The organism is Acinetobacter sp. V91_7 (genome assembly GCF_031799075.1).
In the GTDB taxonomy this organism is placed as follows: domain Bacteria; phylum Pseudomonadota; class Gammaproteobacteria; order Pseudomonadales; family Moraxellaceae; genus Acinetobacter; species Acinetobacter calcoaceticus.
The window spans coordinates 31903-56714 of sequence record NZ_JAVQNT010000018.1 but is presented as its reverse complement, the minus strand read 5'-3'; the positions used below and the strand labels follow the sequence as shown (position 1 = coordinate 56714).

The 24812-nt window shown below is 39.9% G+C and carries 23 protein-coding genes; 15 read left to right on the top strand and 8 right to left on the bottom strand.

What is annotated here, in order from left to right:
* Positions 1-27 precede the first annotated feature (27 nt).
* The 6 genes from RMB03_RS00880 to RMB03_RS00855 all read right to left on the bottom strand — a co-directional run bounded on the left by RMB03_RS00880 (position 28) and on the right by RMB03_RS00855 (position 6962).
* Complete coding sequence (locus RMB03_RS00880) at positions 28-849, bottom strand: SDR family NAD(P)-dependent oxidoreductase (RefSeq protein ID WP_311073199.1); 822 nt, start codon at positions 847-849, stop codon at positions 28-30.
* Positions 850-1099: 250 nt separating this feature from the next.
* Positions 1100-1501, bottom strand: coding sequence for a ribosome silencing factor (rsfS, locus tag RMB03_RS00875; protein ID WP_003654998.1), 402 nt, complete (start codon positions 1499-1501; stop codon positions 1100-1102).
* 81 nt (positions 1502-1582) lie between these two features.
* Complete coding sequence (locus RMB03_RS00870; protein WP_045126305.1) at positions 1583-2377, bottom strand: hydroxypyruvate isomerase family protein; 795 nt, start codon at positions 2375-2377, stop codon at positions 1583-1585.
* Positions 2378-2390: 13 nt separating this feature from the next.
* Positions 2391-3260: an NAD(P)-dependent oxidoreductase gene (locus tag RMB03_RS00865; protein WP_311073196.1), complete on the bottom strand. Its 870-nt coding sequence runs from the start codon at positions 3258-3260 to the stop codon at positions 2391-2393.
* An 11-nt stretch (positions 3261-3271) separates the two neighbouring features.
* On the bottom strand, positions 3272-4060 hold the full coding sequence (locus RMB03_RS00860; protein ID WP_005036819.1) for a crotonase/enoyl-CoA hydratase family protein: 789 nt from the start codon (positions 4058-4060) through the stop codon (positions 3272-3274).
* A gap of 94 nt (positions 4061-4154) precedes the next feature.
* Positions 4155-6962: an ATP-binding protein gene (locus RMB03_RS00855; protein WP_017391246.1), complete on the bottom strand. Its 2808-nt coding sequence runs from the start codon at positions 6960-6962 to the stop codon at positions 4155-4157.
* Between the two features lie 172 nt (positions 6963-7134).
* On the opposite strand from RMB03_RS00855, the gene cysM reads away from it, so the two are divergent.
* Genes cysM through RMB03_RS00835 form a run of 4 tightly spaced genes read left to right on the top strand, consistent with a single transcriptional unit; the run spans position 7135 to position 12636 of the window.
* Positions 7135-8067 (top strand): cysteine synthase CysM, encoded by a 933-nt coding sequence (gene cysM / locus RMB03_RS00850; RefSeq protein WP_005036815.1) that lies wholly within the window; start codon positions 7135-7137, stop codon positions 8065-8067.
* A 12-nt stretch (positions 8068-8079) separates the two neighbouring features.
* Entirely contained in the window at positions 8080-8898 is an 819-nt protein-coding gene (locus RMB03_RS00845; RefSeq protein WP_005036811.1) for a 3'-5' exonuclease, read from the top strand.
* A 9-nt stretch (positions 8899-8907) separates the two neighbouring features.
* Positions 8908-10299, top strand: a complete 1392-nt coding sequence (gene rlmD, locus RMB03_RS00840) for a 23S rRNA (uracil(1939)-C(5))-methyltransferase RlmD (RefSeq protein ID WP_311073192.1) — start codon at positions 8908-8910, stop codon at positions 10297-10299.
* Between the two features lie 30 nt (positions 10300-10329).
* Positions 10330-12636: a bifunctional (p)ppGpp synthetase/guanosine-3',5'-bis(diphosphate) 3'-pyrophosphohydrolase gene (locus RMB03_RS00835; protein WP_003655013.1), complete on the top strand. Its 2307-nt coding sequence runs from the start codon at positions 10330-10332 to the stop codon at positions 12634-12636.
* Positions 12637-12686: 50 nt separating this feature from the next.
* On the opposite strand, the gene RMB03_RS00830 is transcribed toward RMB03_RS00835, so the two are convergent.
* The gene (locus RMB03_RS00830) at positions 12687-13460 is read right to left on the bottom strand and encodes an SDR family oxidoreductase (RefSeq protein ID WP_311073190.1); all 774 of its coding nucleotides are present in this window, start codon (positions 13458-13460) and stop codon (positions 12687-12689) included.
* Positions 13461-13572: 112 nt separating this feature from the next.
* Here RMB03_RS00830 and mazG point away from each other — a divergent pair, with 112 nt between their 5' ends.
* The 9 genes from mazG (at position 13573) to yjgA (ending at position 20208) form a co-directional block, all read left to right on the top strand.
* Complete coding sequence (gene mazG / locus RMB03_RS00825; protein ID WP_311073189.1) at positions 13573-14379, top strand: nucleoside triphosphate pyrophosphohydrolase; 807 nt, start codon at positions 13573-13575, stop codon at positions 14377-14379.
* On the top strand, positions 14348-14752 hold the full coding sequence (locus RMB03_RS00820; RefSeq protein ID WP_198078978.1) for a ComEA family DNA-binding protein: 405 nt from the start codon (positions 14348-14350) through the stop codon (positions 14750-14752). The genes mazG and RMB03_RS00820 overlap by 32 nt, the downstream gene beginning before the upstream one ends.
* 125 nt (positions 14753-14877) lie before the next feature.
* On the top strand, positions 14878-16341 hold the full coding sequence (gene pcnB / locus RMB03_RS00815) for a polynucleotide adenylyltransferase PcnB (protein WP_311073187.1): 1464 nt from the start codon (positions 14878-14880) through the stop codon (positions 16339-16341).
* Positions 16338-16820: a 2-amino-4-hydroxy-6-hydroxymethyldihydropteridine diphosphokinase gene (gene folK, locus RMB03_RS00810; RefSeq protein ID WP_231761909.1), complete on the top strand. Its 483-nt coding sequence runs from the start codon at positions 16338-16340 to the stop codon at positions 16818-16820. The genes pcnB and folK overlap by 4 nt, the downstream gene beginning before the upstream one ends.
* 46 nt (positions 16821-16866) lie before the next feature.
* On the top strand, positions 16867-17676 hold the full coding sequence (gene panB / locus RMB03_RS00805) for a 3-methyl-2-oxobutanoate hydroxymethyltransferase (RefSeq protein ID WP_311073183.1): 810 nt from the start codon (positions 16867-16869) through the stop codon (positions 17674-17676).
* Between the two features lie 3 nt (positions 17677-17679).
* Positions 17680-18528 (top strand): pantoate--beta-alanine ligase, encoded by an 849-nt coding sequence (gene panC, locus RMB03_RS00800; protein WP_005036795.1) that lies wholly within the window; start codon positions 17680-17682, stop codon positions 18526-18528.
* 23 nt (positions 18529-18551) lie between these two features.
* A complete protein-coding gene (rapZ, locus tag RMB03_RS00795) occupies positions 18552-19403 on the top strand; it encodes an RNase adapter RapZ (RefSeq protein WP_005066272.1) in 852 nt (283 codons plus the stop codon).
* On the top strand, positions 19400-19669 hold the full coding sequence (locus tag RMB03_RS00790) for an HPr family phosphocarrier protein (protein WP_013198928.1): 270 nt from the start codon (positions 19400-19402) through the stop codon (positions 19667-19669). The genes rapZ and RMB03_RS00790 overlap by 4 nt, the downstream gene beginning before the upstream one ends.
* Positions 19670-19671: 2 nt before the next feature.
* Positions 19672-20208 carry a ribosome biogenesis factor YjgA gene (gene yjgA / locus RMB03_RS00785; protein ID WP_005036793.1) on the top strand — a complete coding sequence of 179 codons (537 nt, stop codon included), beginning with the start codon at positions 19672-19674 and terminating at the stop codon, positions 20206-20208.
* A 47-nt stretch (positions 20209-20255) separates the two neighbouring features.
* On the opposite strand, the gene RMB03_RS00780 is transcribed toward yjgA, so the two are convergent.
* Positions 20256-21893, bottom strand: coding sequence for an acyl-CoA synthetase (locus RMB03_RS00780; RefSeq protein WP_311073177.1), 1638 nt, complete (start codon positions 21891-21893; stop codon positions 20256-20258).
* Between the two features lie 394 nt (positions 21894-22287).
* Here RMB03_RS00780 and thrS point away from each other — a divergent pair, with 394 nt between their 5' ends.
* Both thrS and infC read left to right on the top strand, forming a co-directional pair.
* Entirely contained in the window at positions 22288-24210 is a 1923-nt protein-coding gene (gene thrS, locus RMB03_RS00775; RefSeq protein WP_003655037.1) for a threonine--tRNA ligase, read from the top strand.
* 5 nt (positions 24211-24215) lie between these two features.
* Positions 24216-24767, top strand: coding sequence for a translation initiation factor IF-3 (gene infC, locus RMB03_RS00770; RefSeq protein ID WP_080026316.1), 552 nt, complete (start codon positions 24216-24218; stop codon positions 24765-24767).
* The last annotated feature ends 45 nt before the right edge of the window (positions 24768-24812 follow it).

Genomic DNA, 24812 nt, shown 5'->3' with positions numbered 1-24812 from the left:
GGTGGCTTTTTTATTTGGTCTATTTGTTTAAAGAAATTTTTCTACAAGGTCCATTGACTGTTGATAGAGGTCGCGTGCCAGTTGCTGGTTTTTTGCGTGTGAAGATTTCCAGTCTGGCATATGTGCGCTGACATACTCTCCATTACGATTCTGCCATGCATCTCCAGTTGCCATTTCTGTAATGAGATTTGCTGGAACTGAGGTTGGAACTAAGCCTAATTTCATCGCTGCATAAACTGGTTTTGGTAAGTCACGATAAATATCAGAAGCGACACCACCCGGATGCAATGCATTATTGGTAATGGAACTACCTGCTAGTTGTTCTGCTAAAGCATTGCTGAATAGTAAATTCGCAAGCTTTGATTGCCCATAATAGAACAGGGGGTTGTAAAAACCTTCGGCACGAAACTTGTTGGGTTTAATGGATCCCACCCAATGAGCAATAGATGCGAGATGAATAATCCGTGCTTGCGGAGATTGTTGTAAAACTGGAAGTAATTTTTGAGTTAGTAAAAAATGGCCTAAATAATTAACACCAAATTGCTGCTCGAAACCATCGACAGTTAGTTGTTTGGTTTTGGCAAATAACCCTGCATTGTTAATGAGTACATCAAGGCTACCATAGCGATCTGCAATCTCATCGGCTGCCTTTCTAGTTAATTCAAGACTGTTTAGATCGAGAGAAACAAAATCGACTTGTCCTTGGTTAAGGGCGCGTAATTTGTTTTTCGCATCTTGTGCTTTTTCTGGATTTCGACACGCTAAAATAACATGTTGCCCTTGTTTAACGAGTTGTTCTGCTGTGGCAAAGCCAATCCCTGTGTTGGCGCCCGTAATTAATATTCTCACTTTCTGTGCTCCGGTTATGCTATTTATTGGTGGGGACTTCAAGAGTTTGTATATTGCTGTAAATTTGACAATTTGTCATGTCAAATTTAAAAGTGCGCGATGATTGGCTTTTAATGGCTAATAAAGCATTCGATGAAATTTAAAGATTTTGTTATTTAAAAAATATAAATATCACTTTATGAAGGGGCATACTTTTTATAAAAAATTAAAAAAGCGGCTCAAAAGAGCCGCTTTTTTTAAAAGCAAAATTTTAAGCAACCGACTCTGGAGCGGTACGCCATAAGCTTTCTAAATCGTAGAATTTACGAGCTGTTGGTAGCATCACATGTACTACAACAAAGCCGAGATCAATCAAGATCCATTCTGCATCTCGTTCACCTTCAACGCCAATCGGGCGGAAACCGGCTTTTCGAGCTTCTTCTGCAACATTGTCAGCGAGTGCTTTGACATGGCGAGTAGAAGTACCACTTGCAATTACAATAGCATCAGAGACATTGCTAATTGAGCTAACATCTAACTGGAGAATATCTTTTGCTTTTACATCAACTAAAGCGTCATGAACAACTTTGAGACAAGTCTGTACGTCTTTATTTGAGGTGTTCATTGCGAAATCGTGAGAATTAGACACGCTGGGCGATGGTTCTAAATTCATATAGGGTATATTTTCCTGACAATTACTCACTATCTAATATAGTGGTTTTCGCGCTAAATTTCAATCAGAAGTCGTAACAGTTTATATATTTACATCATCCGAAAAATACTTTTTCTTCCAAGTAAATGACTGATTTGAAGTATTTTCAGGCTTATATTCTGCTGCAATATAGTTTTGATAAGAGCTTTGCTTTAACCAAGAAAATATTTGTTCATAAGGGATTTGGGCTGTATCTGGTTCATGACGGCCCGGACAGTCAGCAAATTGAATATGTCCAATTAAGTTAATATTTTCTTGCAAACCCTCAAGTACGTCTTCACCCATCATCGCCATGTGATAGCAGTCATATTGCATTTTTAGGGCAGGGTGATTGACCGCTTCTAGCATTTCTTGTCCCTGCGCAATGTTCTGCACCAAAAAGCGTGGCATATCTGTACCGTTAATCATTTCAAAAACGGGTTCTATACCGTGTTCACTAAGTAAGTTACAGGCAAGTTTTAAATTAGCTGCTAATGTTTTCAAACAAGGGAGTAGGTCGGCATCTAGAGGCTGTTTCCCTGCCAAAATGTTAACACGGGGAACTTTTAAAGCAGTGGCATAGCTAATTGCTAATTCTAATGCTTCACGAAAAGCTGTTTCTTGACCGGGTACACCAGCTAAACCATTTCCGCCTTGCATCAGATCACCCGCAGGCACATTGATTAGACAGAGGCTAAGGTTGTAGCGTTCGAGTTGAGTTTGAATATCGGAAATAGCCAATTCATAAGGAAATTGAATTTCTACATATTCAAAGCCCTGTGCATGCGCCAGAGCAAAGCGTTCAATTAAAGGAACTTCGGTAAAAATCATGGATAAATTGACTGCAAGACGACCCATACTCAAACTCCGTTTATTTTTGCTCTATTAATTGAATCATAGTAGCTAAATCTTTCTCAGCAAAGCCATTTTTTTGGTGAGTTTGTAGCTGTAGTAGAGCTTTTTGTGCAACTGGGATGTCTAAATTAACATTGTTAGCCAATGTTACTGCGTTGTTAAGATCTTTAGATAATGTTTGAACTTTCCACTGAACTGGTTCAAAGGTATGAGTTGCCATGCGTGGAGTTAGAATTTGAAAGGGTTTGGAGTCAGCAAATCCACCAGCTAAGGCTGGGGCAAGCAAAGTTGTATCTACACCAGCTCGATCTGCAAGTGCGACAGCCTCTGCAATAAGAGCGCTGTTGGCTGCAACAATAAGTTGATTACAAATTTTGGTGGCTTGGCCGGTTCCTGTATCTCCCATGCGAGTCACGCGTTGAGACAAAACATTATAAATAGGAGTTAATTCTGTAATGGTTTGAGCATCACCGCCTGCAAAAATGACAAGTGTGCCTTGCTCTGCACCTGCTGTTCCACCTGATACAGGTGAGTCAATCCATGTGACGTCATGGGTGGTAGCTGCTTGAGCAAGCGTTTTCGTTGCGGCAACAGATAAACTCGAGAAATCAACAATAACCTGTTTGGCTTTTAAGTTAGGCTGAATTTGCTCAAATACAGCTTGTACTGCTTTGTCATCTGCCAGACAGATTAAAATAACTGGATATTCACCAATATCTGAAAGTTCTAAAGCTTGTGCACCGATATCAATAAGTTCGTCACATGCAGAGGTGGTTCGATTCCAAACAGCAACTTGAAAGCCAGCTTGAATAAGGCGGGTTGCCATCCGACTTCCCATAAGCCCTATGCCTAAAAAAGCAATAGGGGTGTTGCGATCAAAATTCATAATCTAAGCTCTTATTTATATTGGCGTGGTAAAAAATTAACTTCCGGATGTTTGTCTTTTTTACGAGCAAGTTTGCTATTTTTACCAAGTAATAATTTAAGTTGCCAGATTTTTTCTAGACGTAATGATTTTTCTGGTTGATGTTCCATTGCGTCAAGTACACGTTTTGCCGCAGTGAGGGCATCAGGTGAGCGCTGCAACATTTCAGATGCAATCTCATTTGCTCTCTCTAAAGGAGAATCACTTAAATGAGTTACAAGACCAATTTCTTTTGCATAATTCCCATCAAAAACACGAGCAGTTAAGGTGAGTTCTTTTGCAAGGTCAACGCTAATTAAACCTTTTAATGAGCGAGTAAGTCCCATATCAGGAACTAAACCCCAGCGGCTTTCCATAATCGACATTTTTGTTTCTGGATGAGAAATTCGGATGTCAGCAGCCAAGGCGAGTTGCATACCCGCGCCGAAACAATATCCTTCTAATGCCGCAATAACAGGTACAGGTAAATTCTGCCAAGTTAGAAATGCTTTTTGAAAAAGGCTTTGTCCTGGTTTTACAAGTTCCCAAATGGCAAAAGCAGAGTTTTTGGGATTGTTGAGGTCAGATAAGTCAATGCCAGCACTAAACACATTTCCTTCGCCTGTCAAAATAACACAGCGAATATCTCTATCCTTTTTAATTGCTTTTGCAGTTGAAACTAACTCTTTTAATAAGGCAAAACTCATCGCATTGCGTTTGTCTGGACGGTTTAAATATACCGTTGCAATGCCATTATTTTTTTCAATACGTAAGAGTGCCATGAGATTCCCGCTTCTTTTTTTATAGATGAACGGAGCATAACATGGCTGTAATCTGGAAACATGACAGCTCAGTCATGCCTATTTGGTAGATATGTTAGTCAGGTATCACCAAGATCTGGTGAGCAGCACTTTCTACCTCTTTAACCACAAGACCTAATTCATCAAAGCGCTGTATAACTTCTTCAATGAAGCCTTCATCTGCTATACGGCGTTCTTTACGTAGCGTTGAAATAAATTGTTCAAAGTCACCTGTAACTTGCTGTAGTTTCGGTGCGCCTACATAGCGAGTAGCACCATACAGGCGATGTAAAACATGCTCAAGTTGAGGGAAGTCTTCAAGCTCAATGAGCTGCTGCATTTCGTCTAGCTCAGTTGGAAAACTATCAACTAACATTTTGAGTAGATCTTGTGCTAAGTCTTCTTTATTTGCTGCAAGTTGCAAACTTTGTTGCCAGTTTAAAATTTGTGGGTCTAAAGCTTCTGCAACTACATGGTGATCTTTATCTATGGCTTTTGCTGTAAAGTTGTTTTTAGTCCATTGCGTTAAGATCTGGATGATTTGCTCCATTTGAATTGGCTTGGTGACATAGTCATTCATGCCTACTTTAAGAAGCTTTTGCTTTTCATCGGCAAGGGCATGGGCCGTTAACGCAATAATTGGAAGCTGCATTTCTCCATCGAGCGTTGACTCTAAAGAACGGATAGCACGTGTGGTATCAATGCCCGACATAACCGGCATTTGAATATCCATAAATACCAAATCAAATGGTTTAAGTTTTTGGTCAATTCGTTCTTGAATAAGGTTAAGCGCTTCTTGACCACTTAACGCTTTAGTTGTTTTAACGTTTAATTCACCCAACAAAGCTTCTAAAACAATTAAGTTTGGTAAATGGTCATCTACTGCCAGAATGTGTAAACCCTGACCATTAAAATCTTGCTGTTCTTCTTCAAAAATAGGTTGGTTACTTAATAGTTGAATGAGTCCACTACGGCTTAATGGTTGATATAGAGGACGAGCGCGATATTCACTGAGCATGTTTGGCTCAAGCGTCATTTGATAGCCATAGACGGCTAAATTGCCTTGATAACGGCTACGGATTTCTTTTAATAACGCTTCGGTATCACCGCTATGATCAACGATAAGCCATGTATTATCTTTCTGATCAAGATGTTTTAAGCGACTAAACAAGTCCAGAATCGATTGTGTTTCGATATGAGGAACATGGTAGTTTTCAAGGTAATAACGTAAAACACTTGCTGTAGCAGGGTGAGCAAGATAAGACACCACTTGTAAATGCTCAAAGTGCGGATGTTCGATTTCGTAATCTTCATCTACCACAAATTGTGCGGTAAACCAGAACGTAGAGCCTTTTTCTGTCGGTGCACGTTCTTGATTGTCCTCAAAGCCAATTTGACCATGCATGAGATGAACAAGCTGTTTAGAGATAGCAAGGCCTAAACCAGTACCTCCAAATTGACGTGTAACCGATGCATCACCTTGCGAGAATGATTCAAATAATTTTTTACGGTCTGTACCGCTTAAGCCAATACCACTATCTTGAACACTAAAATGAAGCAGACATTGTCCAATATCATCATGTTCCATACGAACACGAACAATAATCTCACCATCTGGAGTGAACTTGATTGCATTAGAAATCAAGTTGGTCAGAATTTGCTTGAAGCGTAAAGCATCACCAATAACTTGTTGTGGAATGTTGTCCGCATAGTAAAAAGCCATGGCGATATGTTTTTGAGCGGCCAAAGGAGACAGCATATCCATAACATCAAAAATGGCTTCTTCTAAGTCAAATGGCGCTGTTTCAAGCTCTAACTTACCCGCATCAATTTTTGAGAAATCTAATACATCGTTAATTAATGCCAATAAATGGGCAGATGACTTGCGAATGGTTTGTAAATAAAGATTTTGTTCGTTATTTAAGTTTTGCTGACGAAGCAATAAATGAATAAAGCCATCAATACTGTTAAGAGGCGTTCGAAGCTCATGGCTAATATTGGCAAGGAAAACTGACTTTGCCTGGTTTGATGAAATCGCTTGGTCACGTGCTTGACGATAGGTAATGTTTTGGACTTCTAAGGTATCTAATGTTCTGCGTAAGTCTTCTTCTGTTTGTTCAGTGTGTTCTTTTAATTCCAAAAAGCTAAAGTGCAATCGCTTGACAACGTTTGCGATGTCTCTCTGTAGTAAGCGTAGCTCCCCAGTACTATTAATGACTAGGTGCTGGTCTAGAGTATCTGCATTTAGACGTTGTAACTGCATGCGAATTTCATACATCGGCGCAATCCAGCGACGAGAATAAAAATTCAAGCATAGTAAAAGTAGCAGTAAGGTCATTAATCCAGTAATGACGAGAGCAATCATAATGCGATAACGTGCCAACTCTAGAGGCTGGTTATCCATTTCAATCACTAACCAGACTGGCGCTTTTCCAGCTTTATTACTAATCTGTAGTCCATAAATATTGTTGTGGTTATAAGAGATTGGACCAAAAAAATTATTACTACTGGGAAAGCTAGGCCAATAACGATTATCACGATAACCAATACTTAAATAAGTCTGTCCGTTGTTATCGATGAGTACCGCGCGTTTAAGATTTTTTTCGCTAAACATGCTTTGCATGATGTGCTGAGCATGATCGTATTCATCGGGCTGTAGTTCGACCAACGTATACAAATCTTTCGCAATTTGATTATAGCGAGCTAAAATTGCTGAGGCGTGATGTAGCTGTTGTTTTTTTACCGAATGTGACGTTTCAGTTAAAACCAGAAAAGCACCGACCCCTGTTAAAATCATAATCGGCACAAAAATTAGAGCAATCAATTGCCCATATGCATGATTCAGACGTAAGCGTTTCGATATGGTTTTATTGAAATTAGACATGGCTACATCAGATTTATCTCTCTGTACGGCATCTTATCACGCTTTATTTTAAAACAGACGGCATTTTATAAATGACCGAGCTTTAATCGCTTTCATGAAAAAGCATATTGAAATGGGTGCAGTACCGAGCATTTTTTCATACAATAGGCCCACCTCGATATAGGTGTTGATCATGAGTAATACACAACCTGACTTTTTAGCCGACGAATTTTTGTTAGATCACTATGTAGGTAAGACACCTCTAGTTCGTTTGCAGCGATTGGCTTCTCATACGCAAGCGACGGTTTTAGCAAAATTGGAAGGTAATAATCCGGCAGGTTCTGTAAAAGACCGTCCTGCATATAACATGATTATGCAGGCAGAAAAACGTGGTCAAATTAAGCCAGGTGACACTTTGATTGAGGCAACCAGTGGGAACACGGGTATTGCTTTGGCAATGGTTGCTGCAATGCGCGGCTATAAAATGAAACTTATTATGCCGAATAATATGAGCCAGGAGCGTAAAGATGCAATGCTGGCTTATGGTGCAGAGCTAATTGAAGTAACGCCACAGCAAGGCATGGAAGGTGCACGTGATTTAGCCTTGCAAATGGAAAAAGAAGGTAAAGGTCACGTTTTAAATCAGTTTGGTAATCCTGATAATGTTGAAGCTCATTACTTAACGACAGGTCCTGAAATTTGGAAACAAACAGGTGGGAAAATTACCCATTTTGTAAGCTCAATGGGTACAACTGGTACCATCATGGGTGTTTCTAAATATTTAAAAGAACAAAACCCTGATATTCAGATTGTCGGTTTACAACCAGCAGATGGATCAAGTATTGCTGGTATTCGCCGTTGGCCAAAAGAATATTTACCTACTATTTTTGATAGTAGCCGTGTGGATCGTACTATTGATATCCCACAAATTGATGCTGAAAAAACTATGCGTAAATTAGCACGTATGGAAGGCATCAGTGCGGGTACATCTTCAGGTGGTGCAGTATGGGCATCCATCAAGATTGCAGAAGAAAATCCAGATGCTGTTATTGTTTGCATTATCTGTGACCGTGGCGATCGCTACTTGTCTACAGGACTGTTTTCAGTACAGGACGATAACTCATAGTTGAGAGAAATAATGCGTTTCCCAACCTTAGTTTTTGATATTGAAACTTTAACTGATTTAAAAGCGGGAGCGCATTTATATCATCTTGATTTGCCAGAGGCTGATGTAGAGCAAGCGTTGACTAAACTGCGCCGTCAAGAATCAGGCATGGATTTTCAGCGCTTACCTTTGCACGAAATTGTTTGTATTTCTGGTCTGTGGATTGATGAGTCTGGTTTTAGATTGTTTTCTTTTAGTCGGGAAAACTATTCTGAAGCCGAAATTTTACAGAAATTCTTGTCAATTTTTGATAAACGTCATCCGACTTTAGTGAGTTGGAACGGCTCGCAATTTGATTTACCAGTCATTCTATTCCGTGCCATGTATCATGGGCTTTCTGCACCGGGCTTGTTTGATCAAGGTGAGATTGATAGCCAAAAGCGTTTTAATAATTACCAAAACCGTTATCACCACCGTCATATTGATTTAATGGATGTGATGGCAATGTTTAACGGGCGTAATTTTCAAAAGCTTGATGATATTGCCTGCATTTTAGGTTTGCCGGGTAAGCGCGGCGAGTCGGGTTATCATGTGCCGGAATATGTCCGTACGCAGCAGTGGTTAAAACTGACCAGCTATTGTGAAGGAGATGTACTTAATACATGGTTCGTCTATGTACGTTGGTTGTTATTAAAAGGACAATTAACTGTAGATGAGCATAATGATTGGGTAAACTCTAGTATTGATTATTTAAAAAATATTCCTCAGCAAGCAGATTTTCTTGAAGTATGGGAACGTACCTCAAAACATACTGAATTTACTTCACACTATTTTAATCCTTTAGATTTTTAGGTTCATCCTTTGAAACAACAAGCCAAATCTCGCAAGCCCCAACAACCTGAATATATTTTTCAGGTTGAAACACTTTCTCATGAGGGGCGGGGAATTGCGCATTATGGTTCTCATCCTGATCATCCCGCAGATAAGCATGGCAAGAAAGTTTTTATTCGTTATGCATTGCCCGGAGAAACTGTAAAGGCCAAGATTACCCATCAAGCAAAGCGTCTTGAAGAAGCTGAGATGGTGCAGTTGTTAGGAGAACCGTCAACTCATCGTATAGATGCAGTTTGTCCTCATTATGGTATTTGCGGCGGCTGTAGCATGCAGCATATCCATCCTGATGAACAAATCCGTTTAAAGCAAAGTGTGCTCCAATCACATTTACAGCATTTTGCAGGTATTCAACCTGAACAGTGGCTAGAGCCGATTCGATCTTTACAAAGTGATTATCGCCGTCGAGCACGAATTGGTGTGCGCTATTTGCCGAAGCCAGATCGCTTAATTATGGGGTTTCGTGAACATCATAGTAATCGCTTAACTTCTATCCATAGCTGTAGCGTTTTGGATAAAAATTTATCAAATAGTTTGCCTGAGTTGCGTATTTTACTCCAAAGTCTAAAAGGCAAAGCGCATATTGGTCATGTAGAATTAGCAAAAGGTGATCATGAAATTTCTTTATTGGTTCGTCATGTAGAAAAATTAAACAATTCTGATGTCAACCAATTAAAGCAATTTGCGTTAGACAAAGGGTGGCAGTTGTATTTGCAACCTAAGGGTCCTGAAAGTATTCATCGTATTGATGATGAAAAAGGTGCTTTACGTTTACATTATGCTTTAGAGAGGTTTAATGTAAATTTTGCTTTTTCGCCATTGGATTTTACGCAGGTCAATGCCACAGTAAATGAACAAATGGTTCAATTGGCATGTGAATTGCTTCAATTGCAACAAGGTGAAAAAGTACTTGATCTATTTTGTGGTTTAGGCAATTTCTCGCTTCCGTTAGCACGATGTGTTGGTGAGAGTGGACAGGTTGTTGGTGTGGAAGGGAGCGAAGAAATGGTGAAGCGAGCAACAGCTAATGCAAAATGCAATAGTTTGGTGCAGGCAACCTTCTTTTCACAAGATTTAACAAAAGATTTTTCGCATCATTCTTGGGCAAATCAAGGATTTGATGCATTATTGATTGATCCTCCTCGTGCTGGTGCATATGAAATTATGCAGTATGTATCAAATTTTGGAGCAAAAAGAATCGTTTATGTATCATGTAATCCAGCTACACTGGCAAGGGATGCAGGTGTTTTGGTCCAATATGGTTACCAGTTAAAAAAAGCAGCGGTGATGGACATGTTTACGCACACAGAACATGTTGAATCCATTGCACTATTTGAAAAAATTCAAGAGATAAACGATTAAAAACATGAGTTACATATTGAGGAGAATGGTATGGTCACAGTACGTGAACAGTTACCTGAACAACTAACTGAGTTGTCCGAGGAAACGACTGTAGAGCATGCCGCCGAAACGCAAATCGGTTTAGCCTCATGGTTGGATCGAGTGCGTGAAATATTAGATGGGGCGAAGCTTGAACAGCTTGAAAAGGTTGCGAATGAAACCCTGCAAAAAGAGTTAGAATCAACGGTTAATCATCGGTCCAATACTTTCGCTACTGGCGTTGGAATGGCCGACATTTTGGCACATCTCCATGTAGATGAAGATACTCTATCGGCAGCTATGCTCTATCGTAGTGTGCGTGAAGACATTACTGATATAGAAGAAGTAAAAAAGAAATTTGGAGATCAGGTCTATAACCTTGTCAAAGGCGCTTTGGCAATGGGTAAACTATCTGAACTCATTGAAAAAAATAAGCGGTTAGAAGATCACTTCAATAACAATCAACGAGAACATTTAAGTGGCATTTATAAAATGCTGATTTCGGTCACCGAAGATGTTCGTGTTGTTTTGATTAAACTTGCTGAACGTACCTATTCTTTACGAGAGCTGGCAAATTCCTCTCGTGAACGTCAAGAACGTGTAGCACGTGAAATTCTTACTATTTATTCGCCATTGGCACATCGACTCGGTATTGCTCAGCTTAAATGGGAACTCGAAGATCTCGCTTTTCGTTATTTAGCTCCAGATCGTTATAAAGAAATTGCGTCATTACTGAATGAAAAACGTTTAGAGCGTGAACATTATATTCAGTTCGTGATTGATCGTTTAAAAAATGAGTTGGCGTCTTACGGAATCGAGTCAGAAATCACAGGTCGGGCAAAGCACATTTATTCGATTTATCGAAAAATGAAAAGCAAAAACCTGAGTTTTGATCAGCTCTATGATATTCGTGCTCTACGTGTATTAGTCAATAGTGTCCCTGAGTGTTACCACTCATTGGGTATTGTTCATCAAATCTGGCGTCATATTCCGCATCAGTTTGATGACTATATTACCAATCCGAAAGCAAATGGTTATCGCTCTTTGCATACTGCTGTAATTGCTGAAAATAAATCGCTTGAAGTGCAAATTCGTACTCATGAGATGCACGACGAAGCAGAGTTAGGCGTATGTTCGCACTTTAACTATAAAGAAGGTTCAAAGAATACAGACCATTCCTTTAACCATCGTTTGCATTCATTGCGTGCCGTTCTAGAACACTACCAAGAACGCAATGAAACGACAGTACATCAAAACGAAGATGAAACAGAAGGCTTTGATCAACTACAAGATTTTGAAGGTTTTGAGAAGATTTATGTTTTCAGTCGTGATGGTGACATTAAGGAATTGCCACGTGGCTCGACAGTTTTAGATTTTGCTTATCATGTGCATACAGAAGTAGGGAACAAGTGTTACGCAGCGCGAGTTAACCAGCGTTATGTGCCATTAACCTATACTTTAAAAACTGGCGAACAGGTTGAGATTTTAACTAAAAAAGATCGTGATCCAAACCGAGATTGGTTGGTGAATTCTTTAGGTTATATTAAAACCTCTCGTGCTCGTGACAAGCTGCGTCATTGGTTTAGACAGCAAGATCGTAGTAAAAATCTTGAAGTAGGCCGTGAACTTCTCAATAAAGAACTAGCTCGTCTAGCGATTCATCCAAAAAGTATCGACTTAAATGATTATTCATCACATTTTAACGTGAAAACGGGTGATGACATTTTGGTGAGTCTAGTAAGCGGTGATATTAGCTTACATGCCTTGATTAATCAGGTGAACCGTCAAATGCATCTAGATCAGGATGAACCTGAACTAGTGCTTAAACCAGCATTAAATCCACGCGCTAGCCATACATTGTCGGCTCATGGAATTTTAATTGATGGTTTAGACAATGTAGAGCTGCACATCGCGCAGTGCTGTCAGCCCGTGCATGGTGAATCAATCGCTGGATATATTACTTTGAACCGCGGGGTCAGTATCCACAAAGTCATTTGTTCAGATTATCAGCGTATGATTAAGCAGGAACCAGAGCGTGCTGTTGAAGCCGATTGGGAAATGCAGCCAACGCGTGGTCAAAGTGTTCAAATTGTAGTTGAAGCTTATGATCGTCGTGGTCTGCTTAAAGACTTAACTCAAGTGATTTTCTCTGACCAAATAAATATTCGTCAGGTCAATACAATTTCTGAAGCAGATGGTATTGCCAATATGAAATTGTTAATTGAGGTTAAGGGTTTAGCACAGCTTTCTCGTTTGTTGGCTCGCTTAGAGCAGCAACCTGGAATCATTAGTGCGCGACGTATGATTCAAGGTGTTTAACTAAATTGAGTAAAAAAGGGCTGTCAAATGACAGCCCTTTTTATTATGGATTACTTTCTTGATAAGTAAATGTTAGTGAGTCGATTTAGAAATTGGGGACTTAAGGTTGAGAGTTGATAAAGCAGCTTGGTTTTTATGCCAACTGGTGTATGAGTCGGAGTCCAGAAATGAGCCTTTTTCTCTACGAGCGTAAGAACCTTTTGAGCAATATCATTCGGTGTTAGGTCAATTCCCATATTGTGAATAGTACCAGCATCCATATTGTTGACCATTGCTGTTTGTACAAATAGTGGCATCACATCTAAAACACGAATACCGTATTTCTTCCATTCCACATCTAAGCCTTCAGTAATCCCTCGAACAGCAAATTTACTGGCTGAATAAGAAATCAAATCTGCTTGCCCATAAATTGCAGAAGCTGACGAAAGATTGATGACACGTGCAAAAGAAGCTTGCTTTAAATAGGGGAGTGCAGCATGACAGCCATTGATGACACCGTTTACATTAATATTTATTGTTCTTTGGTGGGATTTAATATCAGTCGTTTCAAATGCACCAGAATATAAAATACCGGCGTTATTTACCAAGATGTTAAGTTCGCCAGCCCAGTCGGTAAATTCTTTTAATATGTGTTGCCATTGGTTGTAATCACTTACATCTAGATAGCCAGCACATGCATTTGGCCCTAAGTCACTTGCCAGTTTTTGAGCAAGCGACTCATTAATATCATAAATGCCTACTTTATATCCCTGTTGGTAAAATACACGTGCAATTTCTGCTCCAATACCTTGAGCGGCACCACTAATCAGAATACTGTGTCTCATCTTTTTTCTCTTTGTCAGTACAATAGTGCGACTGATTTAATCGCTTTGATTTTGATCATAACAAATTAAGATCTTAGTTTTACTGACCGACTTTTTGAACTTGAGGGTTACCATGGATAAGTTGCTTAAAATTATGCAAGAGTTACGTGAAAAATGTCCGTGGGATCAAGCACAAACACCCATGACTCTTACGAAATATGCCATTGAAGAAGCCTATGAAGTCGAGGCTGCCATTCGTCAGGGCGATATTAATGAAATTCGAAATGAGCTGGGTGATTTGTTATTACAAGTCGTGTTTCAATCACAAATGTTTAGTGAGCAAGGCGCTTTTAACTTTCAAGATGTGGTTGAGGCAATAAGTGAAAAGTTAATTCGTCGTCATCCACATGTTTTTCAGGCAGATCAATTTAATAACTTAACGCCAGAGCAAGTAAGTGAGCTTTGGAAACAAATTAAACGGCAAGAAAAACAAGGCAAGCCGCAATCAAGATTAGATGAAATAAAGCATGGACCAGCCCTATTGCAGGCACAAGAAATTCAAGAAAATGTAGCAAAAGTTGGGTTCGACTTTGAAACCGTAGAAGATGCTTATGGAAAACTAGAAGAAGAGCTAGACGAGTTCAAACAGGCACTAAGAAATCAAAATATTGATGAAATTCAAGATGAATTTGGAGATTGCCTGTTTTCATTAGTCAATGTAGGACGTAAACTTGCGATTTCAAGTGAAACATCACTTTTATCAACAATACATAAATTTAGAAGCCGTTTTGCTTTTATTGAAGATCAAGCGAAAAAACAGCAAAGAACATTAGAAGACATGACCTTGTCTGAAATGGATGAATTGTGGAATCAGGCAAAGCGGCAGTTAAAGTTAGGGGAAAAAACACATGCAGCTCAGCATGAATCTTTGGAAGAGTAAGTATTATATTTTTATTGTTTTATTTTGGAGCCTGATTTCTTCAAGCTTTGTTCAGGCTCAATCTTTTGATCAAAATTTTAAGGAGTGGAAAGCTAAACAGCAGATGTATGATCAGAAGTTAAGCACACAGCATTCCTCTCACTCTAATGCCCCAAAAAGTTCAACAATGACTGATTCTTCAGGACAAGTTCACTTGAATCAAGCCAATATTGATGAGCTTCAAAAGCTAAAAGGGATTGGTGAGAAAAAGGCTCAGGCGATTGTAGAATACCGTCAAAAGAATGGTGGTTTTAAAAATATTGATGAATTTAAAAACGTAAAGGGCATTGGTCCAGCCATTTTTGAAAAGAATAAAACGCGGTTGAGTTTATAAATCATGTGTTTGTCAATTGTCATTTCATGCGCAAACTACAGAGAATCAAATTGCCCTTTGTGTGCGTTAGAGCTATGATTAGCGACAACTTGTTATTTACGTCCTGACGTAGGAGACAGCGTCTTTTGCAAACCTTGCGAGCGTCAAAATGTGGTTTGTCCACAGCCCAACTTCCTTCTTCGATTTTAGATGTGATCGATAGCCTGACTAAAGCTGGCTATGAAGCTTATATTGTTGGGGGTGGTGTCCGTGATTTAATGCTAGGGTTTAATCCTAAAGATTTCGATGCAGTCACCAATGCGACACCTTCTCAAATTAAAGAAGTTTTTGGCCGACGTTGCCGAATCATTGGTCGTCGATTTGAATTGGCACATGTCTATTCAGGACGTGAGCTGATTGAAGTTGCAACATTCCGTGCCCCTCCTAAAAAAGCAGTTACGAGTGCCTCAGGCATGATTTTACGTGACAATAACTGGGGTACCATCGAACAAGACTTTGCTCGACGTGACTTTTCTATCAATACCTTATATTACCAACCGCGTAAGGCTATTGTGCTCGATTTTTGCAAAGCAATTGACGATGTTAAAAACAAAACTTTGCGTCTATTGGGTGATCCAACACAGCGTTTTGAAGAAGACCCTGTGCGTATGCTGCGAACTCTACGCTTTGCAGCCAAGTTAAATTTCAAAATTGATTCAAATATTCTCGATATATTTGATGCTGAAATGACGCAATTATTGCGTGATGTCTCGCCGCATCGTTTATATGATGAATCTCAGAAGCTCTTCACAATGGGACATTTGGCGCGTGTTTTGCCAATGTTGATTGAGTTTGGTGTCTGGAAGCAACTTTTTGCCGATATTCAGCCTAATCTCACTGCATTTATTTTAAGAGCAGCAAAGAATACAGATCAACGTATACAAGTGGGTAAGACAATTAATCCTGCGTTTTTCTATGCAGTTTTATTGTGGCAGCCGTTTTTAGAGCGTTGTGAATTTTATTTATCTAAAGGTATTGTACCGGCCGAAGCGCGTGCACAGGCCGGTTTAGACGTCTTAAAACGCCAAGCGACACGTACAGTGATTCCACGTTTTGCAGAAACTTTTATTCGTGAAGTTTGGGAAATGCAGACTCGTTTGCTCAACCCAAAACCACAGCAAATAGAAGCATTGGCAGGGCATGCTCGCTTCCGCGCTGGTTTTGACTTCTTATTACTCCGTGAAAAGTCAGGTGATGACACAACACAAGGAATGGGAAGCTGGTGGGAATCCTACCAAGAAATGTCAAATGACGAAAAAGAAGCTGCTATTAGCCAATATAATCGTCAGAAAGCTAGAAACCGTCGTAAAGCTGCTGCTGAGCCTATTGAAAATAATAAAGTTGAGACGGAAATTGAACCTTTGGTTGATATTCCGGAACCACGCACTCGCCGTGGGAAAAAAGAACGTACTAGACAAGATCAGGCAGTAAGCCGATTTGTTGAAAAAGCGACTGCTTTGGACGCAGGCGTAATGGGCGATCATCCAATTTTAAAACGTAAGCGGGTACAACGCGATTTAAGCCAAGTTGTTTTTGGGCCAACGCAATGACAATAACCACTTATATTGGTTTAGGAAGTAATTTAGGCGATTCACGTCAAATTTTATCTGAAGCCATTGCCAAGCTTAAAACCTTAGGAATGGTTAAAGTTTCTAGACTTTATCAAAGTCCACCTATGGGGCCTCAAGACCAGCCAAATTATTTAAATGCAGTTGCAGAACTAAATACGGATCTTGCGCCTTTAGATTTGCTCGATCATTTACAACGTTTTGAGCAAGAAGCTGGTCGTGTACGACTTCGTCGTTGGGGTGAGCGAACCTTAGATCTAGATTTGCTTATATATGGCAATGAAAAAATTCAAAATGAGCGCTTAACTGTGCCGCACATAGGAATTCTACAACGAGATTTTGTTGTAATTCCTTTATTAGATTTAGATGCTGATTTACAGATTAATGATCAGCCACTTAAAAATTTAGAACTGATACAGCAGCCAACGCTGACTGTACTTGCGGATGAGTCTTGGGCTTAAGCTCTCGATTCATTATGTTCTGCAAACTCCTGTAGAGGATATCATCATGATTAGTCTAAGTGACTTAAGAAAATTTAAAGCCGAAGGACGTAAGTTCTCTTGTCTAACTTGTTACGATGCAAGCATGGCAAAAGCAATGGAACTTGCTGAAATTGATACAATCTTAATTGGTGATTCTCTTGGAATGGCAATTCAAGGGCGAGATTCAACTTTGCCAGTAACCGTTGAAGATATGGCTTATCATACGGCAGCGGTGCGCCGTGGTAATCAACATGCCTTGATTATGACAGACTTGCCATTTATGAGTTATGCAACCTTGAATGATGCTTTGCAAAATGCAAGAACAGTCATGCAAGCTGGCGCTCAAATGGTGAAAATCGAAGGCGGCGCATGGTTAAGTGAAATCGTGCAGGTTTTAACCCGTAATGGTGTACCTGTTTGTGTACATTTAGGCTTAACGCCTCAATCTGTACATGTATTCGGTGGCTATAAATTACAAGCGAGAACACGTGAAGCAGCAGATCAGCTTATTGCTGATTGTACAGCAGTGGTTGAGGCGGGCGCAGCGGTATTATTACTTGAATGTGTTCCTGCTCAGTTGGGTCAAGAAATTGCTGAATTATTCCCAAATACACCTGTAATTGGTATTGGTGCAGGTAGTGCAACCGATGGTCAAGTATTAGTTGTACAAGATATGTTGGGTTTAACTTTTGGTCGAGTTGCGCGTTTTGTGCGTAACTTTATGAAAGAGCAATCAGGTGAAACTGCCATTTTAGATGCTTTTAAAGCTTTTCATGCTGCTGTGCAGGATCAGTCATTCCCTGCCAAAGAACATACTTTTCACGTTGAGCTGTAATTCATGAAAACAGAAACCACCATACAAGGTCTTGCAGCTTCTTTAAATCCTGCTAGAGCTGCACGTAAAATTATTGGTTTTGTCCCAACAATGGGAAATCTACATGAAGGACATCTCACACTTGTTCGTGAAGCGAAAAAGTTATGTGATGTTGTGGTTGTAAGCATTTTCGTAAATCCGACTCAATTTGGGCCGGGTGAAGATTTTGATAACTATCCTCGTACTTTAGAGCAAGATAGTCGTCTATTGGCTGATGTAGGCTGTGATATTATTTTTGCGCCATCAGTTGAGCAAATGTACGGTACACAACCGCGTTTAACGAACATCAGTGTAAACCAGATTACAGATGCTTTATGTGGTAGTTCACGTCCAGGACACTTTGATGGTGTGGCTTTGGTGGTAACTAAGCTCTTTAATATTGTGCAACCTAACTACGCTTTCTTTGGACAAAAAGATTACCAGCAGTTAGCAGTTATTCGCCAGTTTGTACAAGATTTAAATATTCCTTTAGAAGTGATTGGTGTGCCAATTGTTCGTGCAGCAGATGGCTTGGCACTTAGCTCAAGAAATGGTTATTTAAGCGATGAGCACCGTCAGGTGGCTCCGGTTATTTATCAAAGTTTGAAGCAGGCTGAGCAACAGTTACATCAAGGCAAAGATTTGCAACAAGTTGTAGAAGATATCAAAACTCAGTTGACAGATAATGGTTTTGTTGTTGATTATGTCGAAGCTCGTCAGACAAATCTGTTACCTGCTACTCAATTTGATCGTGATATTGTGTTATTTGTCGCGGCAAAACTGGGTGCAACCCGTTTGATTGACAATTTAGAAGTTGCCTTTACACCCCAATAAATAGATCAAAGGACAGCCATGCCATGAAGCGTATACTTATCGTGACAGGACAGTCTGGTTCAGGAAAATCTTCAGCCCTTCAAGTATTAGAAGATTTGGGCTATTACTGTATTGATAATTTGCCTTTGGCATTGCTGCCTGAAATTGTGGCAAAGCTAGATCATGAAAATAACCTAGAGCAATTAGCTTTAGGTGTGGATGTAAGAAGTACTCGGGCAGATATGCAAGAGTTCGATCATGTTTTTGAGCAATTACAAAAACATGGGACGGTTGATGTTATTTACCTTACTACGCAAGATCAGGATCTGATTGCACGTTTTAGTGCATCGCGTCGCCCACATCCATTAGCCAACCGTTTTAAAAGTCTGTTGCAATGTATTCATGAAGAAAAGCAGTTGCTGCTTCCAATTCAGTTCCGCGCTACGGTTCATATTGATACAACAGATAAAAGCGTTCATGATTTAAAGCATATTTTACTGTCTAAATTGGGGCAGTCAGATAAGCTTATTGTCATATTGCAGTCCTTTGGATATAAACATGGCATTCCTTTAGATGCCGATTATGTTTTTGATGTACGGCATTTACCAAATCCGCATTGGGATTTAGAATTAAGACGTTTTTCTGGTTTGGATGAGCCAGTAAGACAATTTTTAGAAGCAAGTCCACAAGCAAACGAAATGTTTGATGATATTCTTCACTTCTTAAAAAAATGGCTTCCAGCATTTGCTGAAGGACATCGTCACTATATGACGATTTCTATTGGTTGCACTGGAGGTCAACATCGTTCGGTTTATATCGTAGATAGACTAAAACAAGCACTTGAGGCAGAATGGTCTGTTCAGGTCTTACACAGAGAAATGAAGCACTGGTCATGATAGACACAACTGTTGATGTAATTAATAAACTCGGTTTACATGCTCGTGCATCAGGAAAACTGATAGAGGTCACTACAAAGTTTCGTTCGTCGATCCAGATTGGGAAAGGCGACCATTTGGTAGATGCAAAAAATATTATGTCTTTGCTGATGTTAGGTGCAGGTAAAGGGACCACTTTGCGATTGGTCATTGATGGTACCGACGAAGAACAGGCATTAAATGAAGTACTGGCGTTATTCGCAGCAAAATTTTATGAGGCAGATTAATCGTGGCACGTGGTTCCCAACGTTATACTGAAGAAGATTTCGGTTCTTTAGAAGGACGTGCAAGCAAAACCGAACAGAAAAAAGCAGTGCAACGCATGGCTGCTTTAGGTGAGCAACTCGCACAACTTTCTATTAAACAAATTCAGAAACTTCCAGTTGATGAGCGTTTAATTGATGCTTTAATGGAAGTGCAGAACATTAGTTCTTTTGAAGCACGTCGTCGCCAATTTCAACGTATTGGTAAGTTATTGCGCAATGAAGATGAGACCGTTATTTTGTCTTATTTAACCCCGCAGCAAGGCGCAAAAAGACAGGCTCAATTAATGCGTTGGGTTGACCGCATGATTGAACAGGGTGATCCTGCAATTACTGAATTTAGTAAAATTTATAATGCATCGGAACGTCACACCTTGCGTCAGCATGTGTTGAGAATCAACCGTGATAAAACTCAACAGGCGAGTGAAGCAGATATTGAGGCATCAAAAGTTAAATTTGTTAACTATGTGCAGCAAATTGCATTATTGTCTGATCAAGGCTAAATGCACTTAAATAAAAAAAGCGACGCTCAAGGCGTCGCTTTTTTTATTTATATATTTTCAGCACGTTCTTTTGCCCATTCACGCAAAATGAATTTCTGTAATTTGCCGGTCGATGTTTTTGGAATTTCAGTAATAATCACATCTTTAGGAACTTTAAAACGTGCTAATTCTTTTTGGCAATGTGCAATAATTTCTTCAGGTGTTGCTGTAGCACCCATTTTTAATTCAATAAATGCGCAGGGTACTTCTTGCCAACGAGCATCGGGTTTAGCAACCACCGCAGCAGTTAAAACAGCTGGATGTCTGTACAACACATCCTCTATTTCTAGAGAGGAAATATTTTCTCCACCTGAAATAATAATGTCTTTCGAGCGATCAGTAATTTTTGCATAACCATCGGGATGGCAAACTGCTAAGTCTCCCGTATGGAACCATCCACCAGCAAAAGCTTCTTGAGTCGCTTTGGGATTCTTTAAATAACCTTTCATGACAATATTGCCACGGAACATGATTTCTCCCATGGTTTGTCCATCGTTTGGTACGGGTTGCATGGTTTCTGGGTCTAATACACGCATACTATCTTGTAATGGATAGGGCACGCCTTGACGCGAATGAAGTTGGGCTTGTTCGGCAATTGAAAGCTCATTCCATCCTGATTGCGAAGCGCACAAGGCAGAAGGCCCGTAAGTTTCAGTTAAACCATAAACATGATTTACATTAATTCCCATATTGCGCATACCTTCAATAATAGCAACTGGAGGAGCGGCTCCGGCAACCATTACTTCCACATGGTGATCAAAGTCAGTTTGTTTTTCTTTAGGTAAGTTAATAATCATTGAAAGAACAATAGGTGCACCACAGAAATAATCAACTTTATGTTCTGCAATGAGTTGCATGACTAATTCTGGGTCGACCTTGCGCAAACAAATATTGGTTCCACCACTAGCTGCAATACTCCATGCAAAACACCAGCCATTACAATGGAAAAGCGGTAATGTCCATAAATACACAGCGCGAGGTTTCATTCCGCAGGCCAATATGTTGCTTGCAGCGTTTAAATAAGCTCCCCGATGATGGTAAACGACGCCTTTAGGATTACCTGTTGTGCCTGAAGTGTAGCTTAAGCTAATTGCATCCCACTCATCATCTGGTAAATGCCATACAAAATTAATGTCGCCTTGAGCTATCCATTCTTCATATTCAAAAGAGCCAATAAACTGATTCTCGCCCTCATATTCAACATCAGCTACATCAATCACAATAATGTGTTGGTCGGGAATAAGAGAGAGGGCTTCTCTTGCCAGATTAACAAATTCAGGGTCAACCAAAAGCACTTTGCTTTCAGCATGTTCTAACATGAAAGCTATTGTTTTTGCATCTAAGCGTGTATTGAGCGTATTGAGCACAGCTCCGGTCATCGGTACTGCAAAATGTGCTTCGATCATGGCTGGCACATTAGGCAATAAAACTGATACCGTATCATTTTTACCCATTCCCAGTTGTTTGAGCTGAGAAGCAAACTGGCAACAACGTTGGTAAGTTTCTTTCCATGAAATTTGGCGTTTACCATGAATAATCGAGGCTTGATTTGGATAAATATAAGCTGCACGCTCTAGGTAGCGTAGAGGCGATAACGCAACAAAGTTTGCGGGTGTGCGTGGCAATTCATCATAAGCACTAACCATGTGAAACAACTCCGTGTTCTATTTTTAATTCATTCTTTGAAAATATGACTTAATACTCATCAAAGCATCTATGCTTTAGTCTTAAAGGGAAATACCCTCCAGTCAGAAAATGAGCAGAAATGCTATTTTCTTCATCTTAAACCACTTGTGTTGAACATGTTTAAAAAATCATCTCAATATGTTTTTTAAGTCATTTAATGCTGTTTACCTGATAAGCAAAATGTATTTATGATTTTATGGGCTCAAAGGTTTTCACTTTGCTTGAACAAGTGTAAAATCTTTCAGGTTTTTAAACTTTGATTTACACCGTTTTTATATTTTGAGGTTCGCCTCGATCATAATCTCGCGGTGAAATGCTCCTTCGTATAGGGCATCACTCCTTAAGGATTTTTTTATGCCAATTATCACATTGCCAAATGGCGATCAAAAGAATTTTGATCACGCTGTATCTGTTATGGAAGTTGCCCAAAGTATCGGGCCTGGTCTAGCAAAGAATACTGTTGCTGGACGTGTGAATGATCGCTTAGTTGATGCATGTGACTTAATTACCGAAGATTCGACCTTACAAATTATCACTCCAAAAGATGAAGAAGGTCTTGAAATTATTCGCCATTCTTGTGCACACCTTGTCGGACATGCTGTTAAACAGCTATTCCCTGAAGCCAAGATGGTGATTGGTCCAGTCATTGAAGAAGGTTTTTACTACGACATCTGGATGCCTCGTCCTTTTACATTAGACGATATGGCAGCTGTCGAAGAGCGCATGAAAAAGCTCATCGATCAAGATTACGATGTTGTTAAAAAGATGACACCACGTGATGAAGTCATTGCTGAATTTACTGCACGTGGTGAAGAATACAAATTACGCTTGATTGCAGACATGCCTGAAGAAACACAAATGGGCTTGTACTACCATCAAGATTATTTAGATATGTGTCGTGGTCCACACGTACCGAACACTAAATTTTTAAAATCGTTTAAGCTGACAAAAATCTCTGGCGCTTACTGGCGTGGTGATGCGAAGAACGAACAGCTTCAACGTATTTATGGTACTGCATGGGCTGATAAGAAACAGCTTGCTGCATACATCAAACGTATTGAAGAAGCTGAAAAGCGCGACCACCGTAAAATTGGTAAAGCTCTAGACTTGTTCCATATGCAAGAAGAAGCACCAGGTATGGTGTTCTGGCATCCAAACGGTTGGACGATTTACCAAGTTCTTGAACAATACATGCGTAAAGTTCAGCAAGACAATGGTTACCTTGAGATTAAAACACCACAAATCGTAGACTTTACGCTTTGGGAAAAATCAGGCCATGCAGCGAACTATGCAGACAACATGTTTACGACTCATTCAGAAAGTCGTAACTATGCTGTAAAACCAATGAACTGCCCATGTCACGTGCAAGTTTTCAACCAAGGTTTGAAGTCTTACCGTGATTTGCCAATTCGTTTAGCAGAGTTCGGTTCTTGTCATCGTAATGAACCATCTGGTTCTTTACACGGCATTATGCGTGTACGTGGATTCACACAAGATGACGCACATATCTTCTGTACTAAAGAACAAATCGGTCAAGAAGTTGCAGATTTTATTAAACTGACGCTTGATGTTTATAAAGATTTTGGCTTTGAAGAAGTGCAAATGAAACTTTCTACACGTCCAGAAAAACGTGTGGGTGATGATGCACTTTGGGATATGGCTGAGAAATCTTTAGCAGATGCTTTAGATGCAGCAGGGTTAGAATGGGAATTACAACCTGGTGAAGGTGCGTTCTACGGTCCAAAAATTGAATTCTCATTGAAAGACTGTCTCGGACGTGTATGGCAATGTGGTACTATTCAGTGTGACTTCAACTTACCAGAGCGTTTAGATGCGTCTTATGTGACTGAAGACAATGATCGTGATCAGCCTGTTATGTTGCATCGTGCAATTCTTGGCAGTTTTGAGCGTTTTATTGGTATACTAATTGAACACTACGCTGGTTTCATGCCACCTTGGTTGTCACCGTTACAAGCATGTGTCATGAATATCACGGACTCTCAAGCTGAAGCTTGTGAGAAAGTCGTAGCAAAACTCAAAGAAAATGGTCTTCGTGCCATTTCCGACTTGAGAAATGAAAAAATCGGATTTAAGATTCGTGAGCGTACTCTAGAGCGTATTCCTTACTTGTTAGTTCTTGGTGATCGAGAAGTTGAAGAAGGTACAGTGAATGTACGTACCCGCTCAGGAAAAAATTTAGGTACTATGTCAGTAGATGCATTCATTGACTTAGTGAAGTCTGCCGTCGCCGAACGTGGCCGGTATATTGTGGAGTAAGAAAGATTAAACAGCCTGACCGTAACCAACAACAAGGTGCAAAAAGCAACCGTCCAGCAATTAATGATGAGATCCGTGCAAAAGAAGTACGCCTCGTCGGTGCTGAAGGTGAGCAAAAAGGAATTGTTTCATTAAGTGAAGCACTGCGTGCTGCTGAAGAGGTTGAACTTGATCTTGTTGAGATCGTTGCAAACGCCGAGCCGCCTGTTTGTAAAATTATGGATTACAACAAGCACTTGTTTGACCTGAAGCAGAAGCAAAAAGATGCGAAGAAAAAACAGCATCAAGTGCAAGTGAAGGAAATCAAACTGCGCCCTGCAACTGATGTTGGTGATTATCAAGTTAAGCTTCGTGCTATTTTGAAATTCCTTGAAGAAGGAAACAAAGTAAAGATTACTTTACGTTTCCGTGGTCGTGAAATGGCTCACCAACAGCTTGGCTTAGCTCAATTGCAAAAAATTGAAGTAGATGTAGCTGAGTTTGGGGTTGTGGAACAAGCACCAAAAATGGAAGGCCGTCAAATGGGTATGTTACTTGGACCGAAAAAGAAAAAGTAATACTCAAAAAAAGCACTGCAAAAGCAGTGCTTTTTTATAACTAAA

Coding starts and splice junctions, on each gene's coding strand:
- mazG (WP_311073189.1), top strand. CDS start 13,573: ATGGATAAGTTGCTTAAAATTATGCAAGAGTTACGTGAAAAATGTCCG.
- RMB03_RS00835 (WP_003655013.1), top strand. CDS start 10,330: ATGGTCACAGTACGTGAACAGTTACCTGAACAACTAACTGAGTTGTCC.
- RMB03_RS00830 (WP_311073190.1), bottom strand. CDS start 13,460: ATGAGACACAGTATTCTGATTAGTGGTGCCGCTCAAGGTATTGGAGCA.
- RMB03_RS00780 (WP_311073177.1), bottom strand. CDS start 21,893: ATGGTTAGTGCTTATGATGAATTGCCACGCACACCCGCAAACTTTGTT.
- RMB03_RS00855 (WP_017391246.1), bottom strand. CDS start 6,962: ATGTCTAATTTCAATAAAACCATATCGAAACGCTTACGTCTGAATCAT.
- RMB03_RS00865 (WP_311073196.1), bottom strand. CDS start 3,260: ATGAATTTTGATCGCAACACCCCTATTGCTTTTTTAGGCATAGGGCTT.
- folK (WP_231761909.1), top strand. CDS start 16,338: ATGACAATAACCACTTATATTGGTTTAGGAAGTAATTTAGGCGATTCA.
- thrS (WP_003655037.1), top strand. CDS start 22,288: ATGCCAATTATCACATTGCCAAATGGCGATCAAAAGAATTTTGATCAC.
- RMB03_RS00790 (WP_013198928.1), top strand. CDS start 19,400: ATGATAGACACAACTGTTGATGTAATTAATAAACTCGGTTTACATGCT.
- RMB03_RS00820 (WP_198078978.1), top strand. CDS start 14,348: ATGCAGCTCAGCATGAATCTTTGGAAGAGTAAGTATTATATTTTTATT.
- rapZ (WP_005066272.1), top strand. CDS start 18,552: ATGAAGCGTATACTTATCGTGACAGGACAGTCTGGTTCAGGAAAATCT.
- RMB03_RS00870 (WP_045126305.1), bottom strand. CDS start 2,377: ATGGGTCGTCTTGCAGTCAATTTATCCATGATTTTTACCGAAGTTCCT.
- cysM (WP_005036815.1), top strand. CDS start 7,135: ATGAGTAATACACAACCTGACTTTTTAGCCGACGAATTTTTGTTAGAT.
- RMB03_RS00845 (WP_005036811.1), top strand. CDS start 8,080: ATGCGTTTCCCAACCTTAGTTTTTGATATTGAAACTTTAACTGATTTA.
- RMB03_RS00860 (WP_005036819.1), bottom strand. CDS start 4,060: ATGGCACTCTTACGTATTGAAAAAAATAATGGCATTGCAACGGTATAT.
- panB (WP_311073183.1), top strand. CDS start 16,867: ATGATTAGTCTAAGTGACTTAAGAAAATTTAAAGCCGAAGGACGTAAG.
- rsfS (WP_003654998.1), bottom strand. CDS start 1,501: ATGAATTTAGAACCATCGCCCAGCGTGTCTAATTCTCACGATTTCGCA.
- panC (WP_005036795.1), top strand. CDS start 17,680: ATGAAAACAGAAACCACCATACAAGGTCTTGCAGCTTCTTTAAATCCT.